At 71.5% G+C, this 18,349-nt stretch carries 19 protein-coding genes and 1 pseudogene; 15 read left to right on the top strand and 5 right to left on the bottom strand.

Annotated features, from left to right (window positions below):
* The first annotated feature begins 40 nt into the window (after positions 1–40).
* Positions 41–1,708, top strand: coding sequence for a thiamine pyrophosphate-dependent enzyme (locus tag ICW72_RS09130; protein ID WP_191085902.1), 1,668 nt, complete (start codon positions 41–43; stop codon positions 1,706–1,708).
* A 34-nt stretch (positions 1,709–1,742) separates the two neighbouring features.
* Here the strand turns inward: ICW72_RS09130 and ICW72_RS09125 are convergent, their stop codons facing one another.
* Positions 1,743–2,450, bottom strand: coding sequence for a pirin family protein (locus ICW72_RS09125; protein WP_191085901.1), 708 nt, complete (start codon positions 2,448–2,450; stop codon positions 1,743–1,745).
* 114 nt (positions 2,451–2,564) lie between these two features.
* Entirely contained in the window at positions 2,565–3,773 is a 1,209-nt protein-coding gene (locus ICW72_RS09120) for an ABC transporter substrate-binding protein (RefSeq protein WP_191085900.1), read from the bottom strand.
* Positions 3,774–3,904: 131 nt separating this feature from the next.
* Between ICW72_RS09120 and ICW72_RS09115 the strand changes: the two genes are divergently transcribed.
* From ICW72_RS09115 to ICW72_RS09085, 7 genes are all read left to right on the top strand, one after another.
* A complete protein-coding gene (locus tag ICW72_RS09115; RefSeq protein WP_223880936.1) occupies positions 3,905–4,918 on the top strand; it encodes an NAD(P)H-quinone oxidoreductase in 1,014 nt (337 codons plus the stop codon).
* A gap of 3 nt (positions 4,919–4,921) precedes the next feature.
* Positions 4,922–5,785, top strand: coding sequence for a DMT family transporter (locus ICW72_RS09110; RefSeq protein ID WP_191085899.1), 864 nt, complete (start codon positions 4,922–4,924; stop codon positions 5,783–5,785).
* Position 5,786: 1 nt separating this feature from the next.
* Entirely contained in the window at positions 5,787–6,551 is a 765-nt protein-coding gene (locus ICW72_RS09105) for an alpha/beta fold hydrolase (protein WP_191085898.1), read from the top strand.
* Positions 6,548–6,943: an MAPEG family protein gene (locus tag ICW72_RS09100; RefSeq protein ID WP_191085897.1), complete on the top strand. Its 396-nt coding sequence runs from the start codon at positions 6,548–6,550 to the stop codon at positions 6,941–6,943. The genes ICW72_RS09105 and ICW72_RS09100 overlap by 4 nt, the downstream gene beginning before the upstream one ends.
* A gap of 177 nt (positions 6,944–7,120) precedes the next feature.
* Entirely contained in the window at positions 7,121–7,555 is a 435-nt protein-coding gene (locus ICW72_RS09095) for a DUF4399 domain-containing protein (RefSeq protein ID WP_191085896.1), read from the top strand.
* A 69-nt stretch (positions 7,556–7,624) separates the two neighbouring features.
* Positions 7,625–8,740 carry a chorismate synthase gene (aroC, locus tag ICW72_RS09090; protein ID WP_191085895.1) on the top strand — a complete coding sequence of 372 codons (1,116 nt, stop codon included), beginning with the start codon at positions 7,625–7,627 and terminating at the stop codon, positions 8,738–8,740.
* An 88-nt stretch (positions 8,741–8,828) separates the two neighbouring features.
* The gene (locus ICW72_RS09085) at positions 8,829–10,049 is read left to right on the top strand and encodes a hypothetical protein (protein ID WP_191085894.1); all 1,221 of its coding nucleotides are present in this window, start codon (positions 8,829–8,831) and stop codon (positions 10,047–10,049) included.
* Here ICW72_RS09085 and ICW72_RS09080 read toward each other — a convergent pair.
* Positions 10,046–10,738: a cytochrome b/b6 domain-containing protein gene (locus ICW72_RS09080; protein ID WP_191085893.1), complete on the bottom strand. Its 693-nt coding sequence runs from the start codon at positions 10,736–10,738 to the stop codon at positions 10,046–10,048. The two genes, ICW72_RS09085 and ICW72_RS09080, sit on opposite strands and share 4 nt — an antisense overlap.
* Before the next feature lie 90 nt (positions 10,739–10,828).
* Here ICW72_RS09080 and ICW72_RS09075 point away from each other — a divergent pair, with 90 nt between their 5' ends.
* The gene (locus ICW72_RS09075) at positions 10,829–11,593 is read left to right on the top strand and encodes a hypothetical protein (RefSeq protein WP_191085892.1); all 765 of its coding nucleotides are present in this window, start codon (positions 10,829–10,831) and stop codon (positions 11,591–11,593) included.
* 10 nt (positions 11,594–11,603) lie between these two features.
* Here ICW72_RS09075 and ICW72_RS09070 read toward each other — a convergent pair whose 3' ends face one another.
* On the bottom strand, positions 11,604–11,996 hold the full coding sequence (locus ICW72_RS09070; RefSeq protein WP_191085891.1) for a hypothetical protein: 393 nt from the start codon (positions 11,994–11,996) through the stop codon (positions 11,604–11,606).
* A gap of 46 nt (positions 11,997–12,042) precedes the next feature.
* Between ICW72_RS09070 and ICW72_RS09065 the strand changes: the two genes are divergently transcribed.
* The 3 genes and pseudogenes from ICW72_RS09065 (at position 12,043) to ICW72_RS09055 (ending at position 13,959) form a co-directional block, all read left to right on the top strand.
* Positions 12,043–12,717, top strand: a complete 675-nt coding sequence (locus ICW72_RS09065) for a phosphatidylserine decarboxylase (protein WP_191085890.1) — start codon at positions 12,043–12,045, stop codon at positions 12,715–12,717.
* Positions 12,717–13,570 (top strand): annotated as a pseudogene (locus tag ICW72_RS09060) (CDP-alcohol phosphatidyltransferase family protein). The gene ICW72_RS09065 and the pseudogene ICW72_RS09060 overlap by 1 nt, the downstream one beginning before the upstream one ends.
* Positions 13,567–13,959, top strand: a complete 393-nt coding sequence (locus ICW72_RS09055; protein ID WP_191085889.1) for a protein-tyrosine phosphatase family protein — start codon at positions 13,567–13,569, stop codon at positions 13,957–13,959. Before ICW72_RS09060 ends, ICW72_RS09055 begins: the two are co-directional and overlap by 4 nt.
* A gap of 4 nt (positions 13,960–13,963) precedes the next feature.
* Here ICW72_RS09055 and fabI read toward each other — a convergent pair whose 3' ends face one another.
* The gene (fabI, locus tag ICW72_RS09050; RefSeq protein WP_191085888.1) at positions 13,964–14,803 is read right to left on the bottom strand and encodes an enoyl-ACP reductase FabI; all 840 of its coding nucleotides are present in this window, start codon (positions 14,801–14,803) and stop codon (positions 13,964–13,966) included.
* Positions 14,804–14,909: 106 nt separating this feature from the next.
* On the opposite strand from fabI, the gene pdxH reads away from it, so the two are divergent.
* From pdxH to ICW72_RS09035, 3 genes are read left to right on the top strand one after another with little or no spacing between them, the layout of a single operon-like run.
* Positions 14,910–15,485, top strand: coding sequence for a pyridoxamine 5'-phosphate oxidase (gene pdxH / locus ICW72_RS09045; protein WP_191085887.1), 576 nt, complete (start codon positions 14,910–14,912; stop codon positions 15,483–15,485).
* Entirely contained in the window at positions 15,485–16,936 is a 1,452-nt protein-coding gene (locus ICW72_RS09040; protein ID WP_191085886.1) for a bifunctional aminoglycoside phosphotransferase/ATP-binding protein, read from the top strand. Before pdxH ends, ICW72_RS09040 begins: the two co-directional genes overlap by 1 nt.
* Positions 16,937–16,972: 36 nt before the next feature.
* Complete coding sequence (locus ICW72_RS09035) at positions 16,973–17,851, top strand: universal stress protein (protein WP_191085885.1); 879 nt, start codon at positions 16,973–16,975, stop codon at positions 17,849–17,851.
* Positions 17,852–18,349: the final 498 nt, after the last annotated feature.

The following is an 18,349-nucleotide window of genomic DNA, read 5'->3' as shown; positions in this document are numbered from 1 at the left end:
ATCTAGTTTCCCGCCACCAGACGCACGGGAGACTGAGAACATGGCGGGAATGCAGGAACGCAGCGGCGGGCAATTGCTGGCCGATGCCTTGGTGGCGCAGGGGGCGACCCATGTCTTCGCCGTGCCGGGCGAAAGCTACCTGGACCTGCTGGACGGGCTCTACGCCCAGCGCAACCGCGTGGAACTCATCACCTGCCGCTTCGAGGCCGGCGCCGTCCATATGGCCGAGGCCCATGGCAAGCTGACGGGCAAGCCAGGTGTGGCCATCGTCACCCGCGGCCCCGGCGCCTGCCACGCCGCCATCGGCGTGCATGTGGCCATGCAGGACAGCACGCCGCTGGTGCTGCTGGTGGGGCAGATTCCCGTCGAGGAAACCGACCGCGAGACCTTCCAGGAGGTGGACTACCGACGGATGTTCCAGCCGCTGGCCAAGTGGGTCACGCAGATTGATGACGCGCGGCGCATCCCCGAGATCATGGCCCATGCCTTCGACATGGCGGTGAGCGGGCGCCCCGGCCCCGTGGTGGTGGCCATCAGCGAGGAGATGCAGAAGCACATGGTGGCGGTGCCGGACCTCGGCCCGCAGCGCGTGCTGCCCGCCCACCCGGCGCCCGCCGCCATCCCCGAGATGATGGCCATGCTGGAGAAGGCCGAGCGCCCGCTGGTCATCATGGGCGGCAGCCGCTGGACGCCGGAGGGCCGCGCCGCCATCCGCGCCTTCGCCGAGGCCAATGACCTGCCCGTCGCCGTCGCCTTCCGCCGCCAGGGCCTGTTCGACGGCACCAGCCCGCATTTCGCGGGTGACCTGGGTGTGGGCGCGGATGCGGGCCTGGTGGCCGCCGCGAAGAAGGCGGACCTGATCCTCGCCATCGGCACCCGCATCGGTGAGCCGGTCAGCCAGGGCTACACGCTGCTGGACATGGCCGGCGCCACGCCCATCGTGCATGTGCATCCGGACCAGGGCGAGATCGGGCGCGTCTATCGCGTGGCACTCGGCGTCACCTCGGATGTGAACGCCTTCGCACTGGGCCTGAAGGGCCAGAAGGTGGCCAAGCCGCGCTGGGCCGCCTGGCGCCAGGAGGTGCGCGCGGCGCGCGAGGCGCAGGCCGTGGCGCAGGACTATGAGGGCCCGCTGAACCTGGCCGTGGCCTTGCAGGCGCTGGAGAAGGCGCTGCCGGCCGATACCGTCTTCACCACCGATGCCGGCAACTTCGCCACCTGGCCCACGCGCTTCATGCATGTGAAGGAAGGCCAGGATTTCCTCGGGCCCACGAATGGCGCCATGGGCTATGGCGTGCCGGCGGCCATCGGCGCGGCCATCGTGGAGCGCGGCCGCCAGGTGGTCTGCTTCGTGGGCGATGGCGGCTTCATGATGACGGGGCAGGAAATCGCCACCGCCTTCCACCATGGGGTCGCGCCCATCATCCTGGTCTTCAACAACCGGATGTACGGCACCATCCGCATGTACCAGGAGCGCGTGTATCCGGAGCGCGTCTCGGGCACGGAACTCACCAACCCGGATTTCGCCCGCTTCATCGAGGCCTTCGGCGGCCATGGCGAGGTGGTGGAGCGCACCGAGGAGCTGGTGCCGGCCTATGAACGCGCGGTGGCGAGCGGCAAGCCCGCCATCATCGAAATCCGCACCAATCCGGAGCAGGTGACGAATCGCGCCACCATCACGGAGCTGCGGGCGCAGGCGAAGAAGTAAACCGGGACTGGGGGGCGCAAGCCCCCCAACCCATTCACGCGGCGACTTCGACCATGACGAGTTCCGCCTCGTCATCCGCCACCACCACGATCTCCCGCTCCTCCGCCACCGCGGCGGCGTCGCGCTCGTTGATCGGGTGGCCGTTCACCGTCGCACTGCCCTTGGCCGAGACCAGGTAGGCCGCGCGGCCCGGCGCCAGGCTGTGGCGCAACTCCTGCCCCTTGGAGAGCGTGGCCGCCATCACGGCGGCGTTGGCGTTGATGGGAAGCGCGCCCGCCTCGGCATCGCCGGGGCGGCCGCCGGCCAGCACCTCGAAGCGCGCCTCGCGGCCGGCTTTCGGGAAGGCCTTGGCGCCCCAGTTGGGCTTGGCGCCCTGCACATCCGGCATGATCCAGATCTGGAAGATCTTCGTCGTGCTCGGCTCCAGGTTGTACTCGCTGTGCACCACGCCGGTGCCGGCGGACATGATCTGCACGTCGCCCGCCTCGGTGCGGCCCTCATTGCCCATGTTGTCGCGGTGGGTGATGGCCCCCTCGCGCACATAGGTGATGATTTCCATGTCGCGGTGCGGGTGCGGGTCGAAGCCCGTGCCGGCGGCGATCTCGTCGTCATTCCACACGCGCAGCTTGCCCCAGCCCATGCGCGCCGGGTCGCGGTAATGGCCGAAGGAGAAGTGGTGACGCGCCTTCAGCCAGCCGAAATCGGCGCCGCCGAGGGATTTGAAGGGTCGGATGTCAATCATGGTCGTGGCTCCCTGGAGCCATCGGGGCTCCGTTGCCGCAACAGTTAGGGGGCCGGGCGGCCCATCGCCATGCCGTGCCCGCCATCACCCCCATTCACGGGGCTGATGACGGTGTCAGACCGGCACCGCCGCCGCGGCCATGGCGGGAAAGACCGCGACGGGCCGGCCCGCCTGCCATTGCAGCAACACCGGCCTGGCGCGGCTGTTCTGCCCGCGTTCGTCCAGCCGCCAGCCCCAGCCATTGGCCAGCGCGCCCTCGGGCAGGTCGAGGGCGCCCAGCGCGGCACGATCCGGCCCTTGGGCCAGCACGGTGCGGGCGCCCGAGAAGGCCGCGAAGGACAGGCCCGAGCGCGGCGGGCTGCCCCAGCGCCGCTGATAGGCCTGGGCGAAGGCGGCGGCCCCCTGGGCCCAGCCTGGCGCGCTCTCGATGGGCGGCATGTCCAATGCGTAGACGCCCTCCAGCGCGGGTTCGACCGCGCGGGCCAGGTCGAGCAGCCCCCAGGCCGGGCCGGCGCCCATCACCACGCGCGGCCGCCAGCCGGCCTCGGCCAGGGCGCGCAGCATGGCCGCCGCATCGCCTTCCGAGGCGGCATGGATCAGCACATTGACCGAGGCGGCGCGCAGCCGCTGCACCAGCGCGGCCCATTCGCCGGTGCGGGGGGCATGGGAGACGCGCTCCGCGATCAGCAGCCCGGCCTCGCGCAGGGCGGTCTCCAGCGCGGTGCCCAGCGCCTCCGGGCTGGGGCTCGTCTCGTGCAGGATGCCCACGCGCAGCGCCTCCACGGGCAGGCTGAGGGGCCCGGGCAGGCCATGGATCAGCGCCTCGGCCGCCATGCGCCCATAGGCGGAGGCGGCCGGCGCGGCACGGACGAAGCGCCGCCCGCCCCCCGCCGCCAGGGTGTCGGCGGGGGCGGCGAGTTCCACGAAGGGCGTGTCCAGCGCCTCGGCGGCCTGCAGGGCGGCAAGGCCCAGGGTGGCCGCCACGCTGCCGAACAGGACCGTGGCGCGCTCGCGCTGGATCAGCCGGCGGGACTCGGCCATGGCGGAGGCGGGGTCATTGGCCTCGGCGCGCAGCAGGCGCACCTGGCGTGCGCCGTCGGTCGCGTTGTGCGCCTCGATGGCCAGTTCGAGGCCCCGGCAGGCCTCGTCACCCAGCAGGGCGGCATGGCCGGAGGTGGGAAAGACGGCGCCCACGCGCCATTCCGCGGCGCTCGGCGCGCCCGCATTCTGGGCAGCGCCGTTCGGGGCGGCCCCGGTCTGGGCGCGCAGGGGCAGGGGTGCGGACAGCAAGGCCAGTCCGGCGAGGGCGAGGCGGCGGCGCATCGGGGGCGGAGTGTCCTCCGACGCGCCCTGGGACGCAATCATGCGTTGGGTGAAGTTTGCACGGAGGGGGCGCGCTTGACGTGCCTCTGGTCGCCGGGGAGGGTGCGCCTCCCAGCCACGGAGGCCAGCCCATGCCCGAGACCATGACCTACATCGCCCACGGCGCCGGCGGCGGGCCCGAGGTGATGGCGCCCGCGACCGGCCCGCTGCCCGTGCCCGCGGCCGATGAGGTGCTCATCCGCGTCATGGCGACGGGCGTGAACCGGCCGGATGTGGCGCAGCGCGCCGGCAGCTACCCGCCGCCCCCCGGCGCCTCGCCCATCCTGGGCCTGGAATGCGCGGGCGAGGTGGTGGCCTGCGGCCCCGATGTGCGCGGCTTCAAGGTGGGTGACCGCGTCTGCGCGCTGACCAATGGCGGCGCCTACGCGCAATATTGCACAGCGCCCGAGGCCCAGACCCTGCCCTGGCCCAAGGGCTATGACGTGATCCGCGCGGCCGCCCTGCCGGAGACCTATTTCACCGTCTGGGCGAACCTCTTCGGCACAAGCCATGCCAGCGCGGGGCGGCTCGCGCCCGGCGAGACGGTGCTGGTGCATGGCGGCAGCTCGGGCATCGGCGTGACCGCCATCCAGCTCGCCAAGGCCTTCGGCGCCACCGTCATCACGACCGTGGGCAGCGCCGAGAAGGCCAAGGCGGTGCTGGGCTTTGGCGCGGACCATGCCATCAACTACCGCGAGCAGGATTTCGTGGACGAGGTGAAGCGGATCACCGGCGGGAAGCTGCTGGACGTGGTGCTGTGCATGGTGGGCGCGCCCTATTTCGGGAAGAATTTGCGCTGCCTGCGGATGGATGGGCGCCTGGTGCTGATCGCCTTCCTCGGCGGCGAGACGGCCGAGCCCACGGATCTGCGCCCCATCATGATGCGCCGCCTGACCGTGACGGGCAGCACCATGCGCCCGCGCACCACCGCCCAGAAGGGCGAGATCGCGGCGGCCCTGCGCGAGAAGGTCTGGCCGATGCTGGAGCGGGGAAGCTGCGCCCCGCACATCCATGCGACCTTCCCCCTCGCCCAGGCCGCCGAGGCGCACCGGCTGATGGAAAGCAGCGCGCATATCGGCAAGATCATGCTGCATGTCGCCGACTGAGACTTGACCCAGGCCCGCGCCTTCCAGCTTCTGCTGGTGGCGGTGGTGCTGTTCGGCGGCGTCTGGCCCATCACCAAGCACGCCCTGTCGGACAGCACGCCGCTGTGGTTCGGCTTCTGGCGCGCCGCGCTGGCGGCCGTGACGACGGCGGCCGTGATGGCGGCGCTCGGCCGGCTGCGGCTGCCGGCGCGGCGCGACTGGCCGGCGGTGCTGGCGCTGGGCAGCCTGCAGATCGGCGCCTTTTTCGCCTTCACCCATGTGGCGGTGGGGATGATCCCGTCCGGGCGCACGGCCATCCTCTCCAATGTGACGATCTTCTGGCTGGTGCCGCTCTCGGTCTGGCTGCTGGGCGAGCGGGTTTCGCCCATGCGCTGGGTCGCGGCCGGCGTCGGGCTGCTGGGCGTGGCGGTGATGATGGGTCCCTGGGCGCTCGATTGGAGCGCGCCCGGGGTGCTGGCGGGGCATGTGTGGCTGCTCTGCGCCTCGCTGGCCTGGAGCGTCACCATCATCATCCTGCGCCGGCGCCCGCCCTCGGTGCCGTTGATCGAGCTGCTGCCCATCGCCTTCCTGATCGGCGCCGCCATTGTCAGCGCGGTGGCCTGGGTGCTGGAGCCGCGGGGCGGGGTGGGGGCGTCCTCCTGGTGGGTGGTGTTCCTCATCGGCGCGGTGGCGGCGCCCATCGGCACCTGGGCGGTGTCGGAGAGCACGCGGCATTTGAACGCGGTGGTGTCCTCGCTGGGGCTGCTGCTGGCGCCGGTGGTGGGCGTGGCGCTCGCCACCATCTGGCTGCATGAGCCGCTGGGCTGGGATCTGCTGCTGGGCGGCGCGCTGGTGGTGGTGAGCGTGATATTGGCCACACGGAGGTAGCATGATCCTGAACACGGTCGAGATGGGCGATGGCCCGCCTTTGGTCCTGCTGCACGGGCTGTTCGGCGCCGCGCGCAACTGGGGCGCCCTCCAGAAGCGCCTGGCCACGCGCCACCGCGTCCTGGCCATGGATTTGCGCAACCATGGCGACAGCCCGCGCGCCGAGGGCATGTCCCATACCGCCACCGCCCGCGACCTGGCGGAGACGCTGCGCCACCGCGGCATTCCGCGCGCGGCGGTGCTGGGGCATTCGCTGGGCGGCAAGGTCGCGATGGCGCTGGCGCTGGGCCATGGCGAGATGGTCTCGCGCCTGGTGGTGGCGGACATCGCCCCCGTCCGCTACCCGCCCGCCCTGCGCGGCTATGTCGCCGCCATGCGGGCCCTGCCGCTGACCGAGGGGCTGACCCGGCGCGAGGCCGATGCCGCGCTGGAAGCCGCCGTGCCCGAGGCCGGCATCCGCGCCTTCCTGGTGCAGTCCTTGGATTTCGCGCAGGACCCGCCGCGCTGGAAGCTGGGCCTGCCCGAAATCCACGCCGCCATGCCCGAGATCGAGGATTTTTCCGCCACCGGCCGCTACGAAGGCCCCACGCTGGTCATCGCGGGCGGGCGCAGCGACTACATCCGGGCCGAGCACCATGCGGGCTTCCGGGCCCTGTTCCCGGCCGCGCGCTTCGCCACCATCGAGGGCGCGGGGCATTGGGTGCATGCCGAGAAGCCCAATGACTTCCTGGCCCTGGTCGAACCCTTCCTGGGAGAGCGCGGATGAACACCCTGCCCATCACCGCCCTCTACGCCGGGCTGCTGGCCTTCGTGCTGCTGTGGCTGTCCATCGCGGTGATCGGCCATCGGCGGCGGGCCAAGGTCTCGCTCGGCACGGGTGAGGACAAGGCGCTGCTCCAGGCCACGCGCGCCCATGCCAATTTCTGCGAATACACGCCCTTCTGCCTCATCCTGCTGGCGCTGCTGGAACTGGGCGGCACGGCGGCCTGGATGCTGCACGCGCTGGGGTTGCTGTTGCTGGTCGGCCGCATCGCCCATGGCATCGGGCTGATGCACCAGCCCGGCAGCTTCCGGCTACGGCAGGTGGGGATGCTGGCCACCTTCACGGTGCTGATCGCGGGTGGCGCCCTGCTGGTGGTGCGGGGCCTGCTGGGATGAAGGCGGCGCTGCGGCGGCTGCGCGCGGCCGATGCCGAGGCGTTCCGCGCGCTTCGCCTCGATCATGGCGAGGTGCTGATGCATCTCGTCCTGGCTTGAGCTTGGCCCTTCCGCCCGGCACCGCGCGCCCCATTTGAAACCTGCGGGTGCATCAGATGCCCGCGGGAGGATGTTCCAGATGCGCATTCCCGTCCCCGCCCTGGCGCTGGCGGCCGCCCTCGTCTTCGCCACGCCCGCCCTGGCCCAGCTGGAGCGAACGCCCGCGCCCGCCGGCGCCGCCGTCTATTTCATCGAGCCCGCCGCGGGCGCCACGCTCTCCAACCCCGTCACCCTCCGCTTCGGCCTGCGCGGCATGGGCGTGGCGCCGGCGGGGGTCGAGCACGGCAACACCGGCCACCACCATTTGCTGATCAACGTGGACCCGGCCACCCTCGACATGGGCGCCGGCATCCCGGCCGATGACCAGCACCGCCATTTCGGCGGCGGCCAGACCGAGGTGACGCTGGTGCTGCCGCCCGGCGAGCACCGGCTGCAATTGCTGCTGGGCGACCACAACCACATCCCGCACAACCCGCCGGTGATGTCGGAGGTGATCACGGTGCGGGTGCGGTAGCCTTCCCGCACGCCATGCGGGGCGGCGCGGCTTGGTGCCGCCGCCGCTTCGGGCTACCTCCGGTGCACCATGAGCCACAACAGCTTCGGACATCTCTTCCGCGTCACCACCTGGGGCGAGAGCCACGGCCCCGCCATTGGCGGCGTGGTGGATGGCTGCCCGCCGGGCATTCCCCTCGACGAGGCCTGGATCCAACCCTTCCTCGACAAGCGCCGACCCGGCTCCGGCAAGTTCGTGACCCAGCGGCAGGAGCCGGACCAGGTCCGCATCCTGTCCGGCGTGTTCGAGGGGCGCACCACCGGCACCCCCATCGCGCTGATGATCGAGAACCAGGACCAGCGCAGCAAGGATTACGGCGAGATCGCGGAGAGCTTCCGCCCTGGCCATGCCGACATCGCCTATGAATGGAAATACGGCATCCGCGACTATCGCGGCGGCGGCCGGGCCTCGGCGCGTGAGACGGCGATGCGCGTGGCCGCCGGCGCCATCGCCCGCCGCGTGCTGGGCGAGGGCGTCGTGATCCGGGGCGCCATGGTGCAGATGGGCCGCGACCGCGTGGACCCCGCCGCCTGGGACTGGGCCGAGACGCAGAACAACGAATTCTGGTGCCCCGACCCCGCCGCCGCCGCGCGCTGGGCGGAGCAGTTGTCTGAGATCCGCAAGGCCGGCAGTTCGGTGGGTGCGGTCATCGAGATCCAGGCGGACGGCGTGCCCCCCGGCCTGGGGGCGCCCATCTATGGCAAGCTGGATGCGGACCTCGCCGCGGGCCTCATGTCCATCAACGCGGTGAAGGGGGTCGAGATCGGCGAGGGCTTCGCCGCCGCCGCCCTGACCGGCGAGGAAAACGCCGACGAGATGCGGATGCGCCAGGACGGCCAGGTGGAATTCCTGGCCAACCACGCGGGCGGCATCCTGGGCGGCATTTCCACCGGACAGACCATCGTGGCGCGCTTCGCGGTGAAGCCCACCAGCTCCATCCTGACCTTGCGCCAGGCGGTGACGCGGGCGGGCGAAAACACGGAGTTGCGGACCAAGGGCCGCCATGACCCCTGCGTGGGCATCCGCGCCGTGCCCGTGGGCGAGGCGATGGTGGCGTGCATTCTTGTGGATCACCTGCTGCGCCATCGGGCACAATGCCCCGACGCGGTCCAGGCCCCCATCCTGCCCGTGCGGAAACCGACTTGAGTGGTCGGAAATTCGGGCGTAGTAACTTACCAAAGTGGTCAGGCGGGCGGCGGAGATCATTCCGCCGCGATAGCGAAATGAGAGCAAGATGCCCTTTGGCGACCCCGAGGTGGAAGCACCTTCCGCCGCATCCCCGCTGAGCGCCTTCCTTGCCCTGGCCGGGGCGGAGAAATGGCGCTCCCGCGTGCGGGATATCGGGGTCCGGGCGCGGCCTGGTTCGCTTTCCGGCCGGGCGGCGCAGCAACGCCATGCCCTTGAACTCATCCTGGCCCGGCTGAACAACCCCGCCGTGCTGGCCCGCGCCGGGCGGCATGAGCGGCGCGTGCTGGCCTTCGTGCGCGAGGCGACCGAACTCGCCGCCGTGCTGGAGCCCGGGCCGCGCGCCCGCCTGCAACAGCTCATCGGCATGGGGCTGGAAGGGGAGGGCAATCTGATCCCCCTGTTCCATCTGCTCCGCACCGCCGCTTTGCTGCGCCTGCGCGGCTTCGAGGTGCGGCATGACGGGCTGCTGCACGGCACCCCCTATGACCTCATGGTCCAGCGCGAGGGCGCGGTGGCCGAGGTGGTGTGCGAGACCGTCTCGGCCGAGGAGGGCCGCCCCCTGCACCGCGGCCACTGGGCCAGCCTGGTGGACCGGGTGAACCCCGAGCTGCAGACCTGGCTGGCCGCCCATCCCGGCCGCTACATCCTGAAGATGACGCTGCCCGAGGATGTGTCGGAGAAGAACCGCATCGGCGAGCTGCACGGCCGCATCTGCGCCATGCTGGCGGCCGAGAAGCGGCAGGATGCCAGCGCGGATGCCGTGCTGAAGCTGGACCCGCTGGTGCTGGCCGGTGCCCAGGCCGCCTCCGACCCCACCCGCGCCCTGCCGGCACGGCTGCGCGAGCTGTTCGGGCTGGAAGCGCATCTGGCCGTCACGGCGGACCCGGCCAGCGGTTCCGTCATGGTGATGGCGGCCCGGGCCGGGCGTGAGAACGACATCGCCACCGCCGCCAAGCGGAGGCTGGCCCAGGCCGCGACGGCGCGCCTCTCCGGCCGGCATCCCGGCCTGCTGGCCCTGTTCCTGGACGACCTCGACGCCGCCGAATGGCGCGGGCTGCGCGACACGCTGGAGCTGGAGGGGGTGGTGCGCCGCTTCCTCACCGAGGCCGAGGCCAAGCCCGTGGTCGCCGTCACCTGCGCCACCCGCCAGGAATTGTTCGGCCTGCCCGATTGCGCCCCGGAGGGCGAACTGCGCTTCCGCAACCCGAGCCACCCCCAGGCGCGCAGCCAGGGGCTCGAGCCGGCCATCAGCTCCGCCGGAGACTAGTAGTCGCCGAAGCTGCGGATGTAGAGCACCACCCCCGCGCAAAGGGCGAACAGCGCCACCCCCAGCGCCACCGGCGCCATGCGCGGCTGCCGCGTGCCGGCCGGCATGGGCTTGGTGCCGATCATCATCGCCCGCACCAGGTCATGCCCCGGGAAGAGCCGGTACCAGGCGATGGCCATGATGTGCAGCAGGATCACGACCAAGATCACGTTGATGATGCGGATGTGCAGCCAGGTCGCCCAATCCTGCGTCTCGGCGCTGACCTGCCGGGCCAGCGGGCCATAGGTGAAGATCTGGTCGTAGACGAAGAGGCCGCTCACCGCCTGGACGAAGAGCAGCGGCACCAGCAGCGCCACCATCCAGGCGCCGGCGGGGTTGTGGGTCAGTTCCCGGTCCGGCCCCGTCTCGCGCCGCAGCTTGCCCAGGTGGCGAAGTGCCGCGGCCGGGGTGCTCAGGAAGCTGCGGAAGCGCGCGGGCTCGGACCCCACCAGCCCCCACAGGATGCGGAAGCTGACCAGCGTCAGCAGCGCATAGCCCGACCACTGGTGCCAATCCATGCGGTGCGCCCGCGCGGTCAGGTAGGAGAAGGGGATGAGGAAGACGATGGACCAGTGCCAGAGCCGGATCCAGCCATCCCAGACCTTCACCTCGGTCTCGGGCGCGGGGGGCCGGGGGTCTGTGTCGTTCATCTTCGGGCCTCGGCCTGGGATCAGAGGGGATGTAGGATGGATCGCGCCGGGGCATAGCCGAGGCAAGCCGGTTTCGGGCAATTTGGCCGCGTGTTCCCCGATTCCCCCCTGATGGACCATCCGGCCGGCGCGCCGCTGCTGGCGCTGTGCACCGCGCTGCTCTGGGCCGTGATGCTGCGGCGGGGGCGCTGGGCGGCGCTGGCCCTGCCGTTGGGCGCGCTTCTGGGCTTCGCCTGGGTGATGGGCGGGTTCAGCGCCTCGCCCCGCCAATTGCCGGAGCGCCTGCCGCTGCTGGCCCTGGGTGCCTTGTTGCTGGCCCTGCCACTGGCGCTGGGCGTGCGCGGCTGGGTCGCGGGCGGGCTGGTGCTGCTGGGGGGCGTGGGGACGGGATGGTGGATGGCCGGCGCGCCGCTGACCGAGGCCGATCTGCGGCGCGTCATCCCCGTGCTGGTGCTGCTGGGCCTGCTGGTGCCGCTGCTGCACCGGGCGGCCATGGGCCCGTGGCGGGCCACGGTGGCAGCGGTGGCGCTGGCGGCGGGGCTCTGGGCGGCGGGCACGCCCGGGCCCTGGCTGCTGCTGGCGCTGGTGCTGCTGGGGGCGGGTCTGCCGCTGTTTTTCCTGGGCCAGCCGCTGCCCGAGGCCGCGCTGCTGCCCTTCGTCATGCTGCTGGCAGCGGTGCTGGCGGGCGGGCTGCTGATGCGCGGCGCCCCGGCCGACTGGATGGCCGCGCTGGCGCCGCTGGCCGCGCTGCTGCTGGGCGCCGCCCCCGCTGGCCGTCGCGGCGCCTGGCTGGCGCCCGTCCTGCTGCTGGCCGCTTCCCTGCCGGGCGTGGCCCTGGCCTGGCTGCTGCGCTGAGCGCGGCGTCTCAGTGCGTTCCGGCGGCCTCCAGCCGGTCCAGATAGGGGTCGAGCGCCATGGCGAAGCGCACGATGGTGCCCACCAGCGCCACGGCGGTGGGCTGGACCGGGGCGTCCAGCTCGAAGGTGAGCTGGTGGTCGGGCGTGAGGCGCAGGCGCCAGCCCTCCGGCAGTTCCGGCGGCAGGGTGGCGGCGGCGGCGAAGGAGCGGCTGCGGGCCTGCCCCTTGTCCACGGTGGAGGGAATGCGGCCGGCGAGGGCGCGCAGCTGAAGCTTCTCATCCCGCCATTCCGCCTCGCAGCGACGGCCGCGCCAGGCGAAGCGCAGCGCGGGGCGAAGCCCTGGCGCGCGCGGGGAGAGCGTACCGTCCTGCCCGACGGCGAAGGGGCCAAGTGTGATCATGCGCCATGCTTGCCCCACGCCGGTTAAGGGAGGATAAACCGCCGCCATGTCCCTCCGAAACAGCCTCTCGCTCGTCCTGGCACCCCCGCATCCGGCGGGGCGCCCCTTCATCTATGGCGGCGCCGCCGTCGCCGTGGTGGGAGGGTTGATCCTCGGTTCCTGGCTGTTCTGGCTGGGCGCGCTCTTCACGGGCTTCTGCCTGTATTTCTTCCGCGACCCCACGCGCGTGCCGCCGCCGCGGCCGGACCTCGTGCTCGCGCCCGCCGATGGCAAGGTGGTGATGGTCAGCCTGGCCGCGCCGCCGCCGGAGCTGGACATGGGCACCACGCCCGTCTGGCGCGTGGCCACCTTCCTGTCGGTGATGGATGTGCATGTGAACCGCAGCCCCGTGGCCGGGCGCGTCGCGCGCATCGCCTACCGGCACGGCGCCTTCGTGGATGCCAGCCTGGACAAGGCCAGCGAGAACAATGAGCGCAACGCGCTGCGCATAGACCTGCCCGATGGCCGCATGGTGGGCTGCGTGCAGATCGCGGGGCTGGTGGCGCGGCGCATCGTCTGCACGGCGCGCGAGGGTGACATCATCGCGGCCGGTGAGCGCTTCGGCATCATCCGCTTCGGCAGCCGCACCGATGTCTACCTGCCCGAGGGCGTTCTGCCGACCGTGCTGGTGGGCCAGACCATGATCGGCGGCGAGACCATCCTCGCCGACCTGCGCGCTTGATCCGCGAGGGGCTGCGCGGCCGGTTGCGGGGCCTGGCCCCCCGCCAGCGCCCGCGCTTCAGCGGGCCGTCCTTCAACCGGCTGATCCCGAACCTGCTGACCATGATGGGCCTCTGCGCGGGGCTGGTCGCCATCCGTTTCGCGCTGGAGGGCCGCTTCGGCCATGCGGCCGCCTTCATCGTGGTCGCCGCCGTCATTGACGGGCTGGACGGGCGCATCGCGCGGCTGCTCAAGGGCACCTCGCGCTTCGGCGCCGAGTTCGACAGCCTGAGCGACTTCCTCTGCTTCGGCGTGGCGCCGGCGCTGGTGCTCTATCTCTGGACCATGCAGAGCGTGGGGCCCTGGGGCTTCATTCCCTGCGTGCTGTTTGCCGTGTGCAGCGCGCTGCGCCTGGCGCGCTTCAACGCGGCCTCGATCGCGGAGCCGGGCGTGGTGGAGGTGCCCAAGCCGGCCTACGCCTACAACTTCTTCACGGGCGTGCCCGCGCCGGCGGGGGCGGGGCTGGTGCTGTTCCCGCTCTTCGCCTGGCTGGCCTTCGCCGAATGGGGCTGGCCGATGACGGCGACGGCCATTCGCCACCCGATGGTGGCGGCCGTCATGCTGTTTGTGGTGGGGGGCTGATGGTCAGCACGCTGCCATCCTGGTCCTTCAAGAACTTCAAGATTCCCGCGCGGCTCGTGCTGCCTTTGTTCCTCGGCGTGGGCGCCTATGTGGCCTTCCTGGTGACCGACCCCTGGGCCGCGCTGGCGCTGGGCGGGCTGATCTATGCGGGCATGCTGTACTTCTCCGCACGTTCCTACCGCCGGCTGCGGCGGGAGGCGGAGCAGATGCGGGGTGAGGTGCCATCGGCATGAAGCTGCTGGGTGTCCGGCTCGCGGCCGGGCCCTTCACGGCCCTGCCGGAGGGCGCCTTCGGCCTCTGCCTCGACCCGCATGCCCCCAACCGCGATGCGGCGGCCCTGACGCTGGACATCGTGGATTTCGGCCTGCCCGACCCGGCGGCGCTGCGCGCCACGCTGGACGCGCTGAAGGCCGCGATGGCGGCGGAGCCGGACCGGCTGTTCTATGTGGGCTGCAAGGCCGGGCTGGGGCGCACGGGCACGGTGCTGGCCTGTCTCGCCGCCGAATGCGGGGTGGAGGGTGACCCCGTGGAATGGGTGCGCGCGCGGCACGACCCGCGTGCGGTGGAAACTCCCGCGCAGGAGGAATTCGCCCGGGGCTGGGCGGCCCGCCCCGAAGCCTGAGGCCTCAGCTGTTGATGATGCTGAGGTCCGGCGCGTCCGGGTGCTTCATGCCCACGATGTGATAGCCGCAATCCACATGGTGCACCTCGCCGGTGACGCCGGTGGAGAGGGGGCTCAGCAGATAGAGGCCGGCACCGCCCACCTCGTCCAGGCCCACATTGCGCTGCATGGGCGCGTTGTACTGGTTCCACTTCATGATGTAGCGAAAATCGCCGATGCCCGAGGCGGCCAGCGTCTTGATCGGGCCCGCGCTGATGGCGTTCACCCGGATGCCGTCGGCGCCGAGGTCGGCCGCCATGTAGCGCACGCTGGCCTCCAGCGCGGCCTTGGCGACACCCATCACATTGTAGTGCGGCACCCACTTCTCGGCGCCGAGATAGGACAGCGTCAGCAGCGAGCCGCCCTGGCTCATCAGCGCCGCCGCCCGCCGCCCGGTGGCCGCGAAGGAATAGCAGGAGATGTCGAGCGCCTGCAGGAAGGCCTCGCGCGGGGTGTCGAGGAAACGGCCGCGCAGATACTGCTTGTCCGCGAAGCCCACCGCATGGACGAAGAAGTCGAGCTTGCCCCAGCGCTTCTCGATCTCGCCGAAGGCGGCGTCGATCTGCGCGTCGTCGCCCGCATCGCAGGGCAGGACGATGTCGCTTCCCACACTGGCCGCCAGCGGGCGCACGCGCCTTTCCAGCGCGTCGCCCATATAGGTGAAGGCAAGCTCGGCACCCTGCGCCGCCACGGCGCGGGCGATGGCCCAGGCGATGGAACGGTCATTGGCCACGCCCATGATGAGGCCGCGCTTGCCCTGCATCAGCGTTCCGGTCGGCAGGGGGGCGTTGGCGTCTTCCGTCATGGTCGTCCGGTCAGGAGGTTGCGGGGCGTGGGGGGTGGTGGCACATGCCCTTTGACCGGGCAAGGCCCCCCCGGACCCCACCCCGGGCCAGGACAGGCGAGCAGGCATGACCGACCCCTATGCGCTTTTCGCGGAATGGCTTGCGGAGGCGACCAAGACCGAGCCCAATGACCCGAATGCCATGTGCCTCGCCACCGCAACCCCTGATGGCAGGCCCTCGGCGCGGATGGTGCTGCTGAAGGGGCAGGATGCGCGGGGCTTCGTGTTCTACACCAACCTCGAATCCCGCAAGGGCGGCGAGCTGGCGGCCAACCCCCATGCCGCGCTGTGCTTCCACTGGAAGACCCTTCAGCGCAGCGTGCGCGTGGAGGGCAGCGTGGAGCCCGTGACCGATGCCGAGGCCGATGCCTACTACGCCTCCCGTCACCGGTCCTCGCGCATCGGGGCCTGGGCGTCGCGCCAGTCGCGGCCGCTGGAGGGGCGCTGGGCGCTGGAGAAGGCCGTCGCCGAATACACGCTGAAATTCGGCCTGGGCGAGATCCCACGCCCCGCCTTCTGGTCCGGCTTCCGCATCCTGCCCGCGCGCATCGAGTTCTGGCGCGACATGCCCTTCCGCCTGCACGAGCGCCGCGTCTTCCTGGCCGAGGGCGGGGCCTGGCGGGAAGAGGCCCTCTACCCCTGATGACCGCCCCCGCCGCGCAACGGGAGGTGGCGGAATTCCTGGCCGGGATCACCGGGCAGGGGGTGGTGGAGACGCATATCTCCCTCGTCTTCCTGGGCGAGGGGGAGGTGTTGAAGCTGAAGAAGGCCTTGGACCTCGGCTTTCTCGATTTCACCGCGCTGGAGACCCGCGCGCGGCTCATCGCCCATGAACAGGCATTGAACGCGCCCAATGCGCCGGGCCTCTATCTCGGCGCCGTGCCGGTGACGCGGGGCGCGGGCGGGCTGGCGCTGGGCGGCGAGGGCGAGGTGCTGGATTGGGTGCTGCGGATGCGCCGCCTGCCGGCGGAGGCCTTCCTCGACGCCCATGGCGCGCTGGACGGGGCGCTGCTCGACCGGATGGCCGATGCGGTGGTGGACCTCCATGCCCGCGCCCCGCGCCGCGCGGGCGATGGTGCCATGGACGCCACCCTGGCCGGCAACCGCGCGGCCGGGCTGGCGGCCGGGCTGCCGGAGGCGGAGGTCCTGGCCTGGCACGCGGCGGCGCTGGCGGCGCATGAGGCGCTGCGCCCCTGGCTGGCCGAGCGCGCTGCCGCGGGCTTCCTGCGCCGCTGCCATGGCGACCTGCACCTCGGGAATTTCTGCCTGCTGGACGGCGCGCCGCATGCCTTCGACGCGCTGGAATTCGACGAGGCGCTGGCCACCATAGATGTGGGCTACGACCTGGCCTTCCTGCTGATGGACCTGGACCAGCGCCAGGGCAGGGCGGCGGCGAACCGGGTGCTGAACCGCGCTCTCGGCCGCACCGGTGATGTGGCCATGCTGCGCGGGATGCCGCTGTGGCTTTCGCTACGTGCCTTCATCCGCGCCCATGTGGCGGGCAAGCGCGGGCAGGACGGGGTGCCGCTGCTGCGCGCCGCACTGGCCTATCTGTCGGCGCGGCCGGCCCCGCGCCTGGTGGCGGTGGGCGGCTTGCAGGGCACGGGGAAATCCTGGCTGGCGCGGCGTATCGCCCCCGCGCTGGGGGCCGCCCCTGGCGCGGTGGTGCTGCGCAGCGACGAGACGCGCAAGCGCCTGGCCGGCGTGGCGCCCGAAACCCGCCTGCCCGAGAGTGCCTATACCCCCGAAGCCAACGCCGACGTCTTCGCCGAACTCCAGGCCAGGGCGCGCGAGGCGCTGGCCGCCGGCCACAGCGTCATTCTCGACGCCATGTTCCAGCGCCAGGCCGAGCGCGAGGCCGTGGCGGCGCTCCACCCCGACTTCACCGGGCTGTGGCTGACGGCGCCGATGGAGGTGCTCCGCGCCCGGGTGGCGGGGCGGCGGGACGATGCCTCGGACGCCACCCCCGCCATCCTGGAGGCCGCCGCGGCGCGTGACCCCGGGCCGCTCGACTGGCACATCCTCGACGCGACCCATGACGCGGCACCCGAAGCGATGAAGGCGCTGGACTTGCCACCCCCGCCCTCGCCATAACCGTTTCAACTCACAAGAGGTTGGGGGACTGACACCATGGCTTATCGTCGCCTGCTGCTGCCGCTGACCGGCACCGCCGCCGGGGAAGCCGCCTTGGCCACCGCGTTGATGGTGGCCCGAATCTGGAACGCCCACGTCCACTGCCTGCATGTGCGGGTGGATGCGCGCGACGTCGCCCCCCTGGCGGGCGAAGGCCTGTCGGGCGCCATGATCGAGGAGATGATGGCCGCGACCGAGCGCGAGAGCGGTGACCGCGCCTCGCGCGTGCGGGCGCTGTTCGAGCGCTTCGCCGCCGGCTCGGGCGATGTCGCCATCGCCAATTCGGCCGAAACGGCGCTGAAGTCGGGCGGGCCCACGCTCTCCTTCGAATCCATCGCGGGGCGCGAGGAGGATGTGGTGGCGCAGCAATCGCGCCTCTACGACATGGCCGTCGTGCCCCACCCCGAGGCGGGCGAGGATGTCAGCAGCAGCGACGCGCTGCACGCGGTGCTGTTCGACAGCGGCCGGCCGGTGCTGATCGCGCCCCGCGTGGCGCCGGCCAGCATCGGCACCCGGGTCTGCTGCGCCTGGAACGGCACGGGCGAGAGCGCGGCCGCCATCGCCGCGGCCCTGCCCTGGCTGCACCGCGCCGAGGCCCGGCGCATCCTCTACGCGGATGAATACCAGCGCCGCGGCCCGCCGGTGGAGGGCATCCTGGCCTATCTGCACTGGCACGAGATCACGGCCGAGGCGCAACAGTTCAAGCCGCTCACCAAGGATGTGGGGGCGGGGCTGCTGGGCGCGGCGCGGGATTTCAACGCGGACCTGCTCTGCATGGGCGCCTACAGCCATTCCCGCCTGCGCCAGCTCATCCTGGGCGGGGTGACGCGGCATGTGCTGGAAAACGCGGAAATTCCCGTGCTGATGTGCCGTTGAGGCGGTTTCTGCAACAATCTGGCCGCATCGCCGGCAAAAAGTTAAATATTTGATGAAGCCTCACCCGGTCTCGACCGGGTGAAGGTCCTTGGCACGGGCACGTATTGTCTCGCGCGGTCGGCTGCTCTATCGGATGCATGGATTGACGACATGCGCGGAGCAATATTCGACATTCGCAAGGATGAATCCTCCAGCATCGCCTCGGCGCATGCCCCCCGCCCCGGGCCAAGATCCGTGGCGGAGGGCGTGCGGATGAGGAAGGGCATCACCTTGCCGGAAATCGCCGGCGACATGCTTTCGGGTGCAACCCTGGCCACGCTGCGGCCTTACTGATGCCGAACTGCGGCGGCATGGCGATCCAGTCAAACCCGTCACCGAGCTGTCAGCGAGACCCGAAGACCCTGGCTTCCCTACATGACATCGAAGTGGAATCGCCACCCGGGGCGTCGCCGCATGGCGGTGCGCGCGGCATGGCATGGGGTTTCGTGCCGGCTTGCC

Origin of the sequence: Roseococcus microcysteis (assembly GCF_014764365.1) — a bacterium.
In the GTDB taxonomy this organism is placed as follows: domain Bacteria; phylum Pseudomonadota; class Alphaproteobacteria; order Acetobacterales; family Acetobacteraceae; genus Roseococcus; species Roseococcus microcysteis.
The sequence above is the reverse complement of the archived record's forward strand: the minus strand, read 5'-3'. Positions and strand labels throughout refer to the sequence as shown.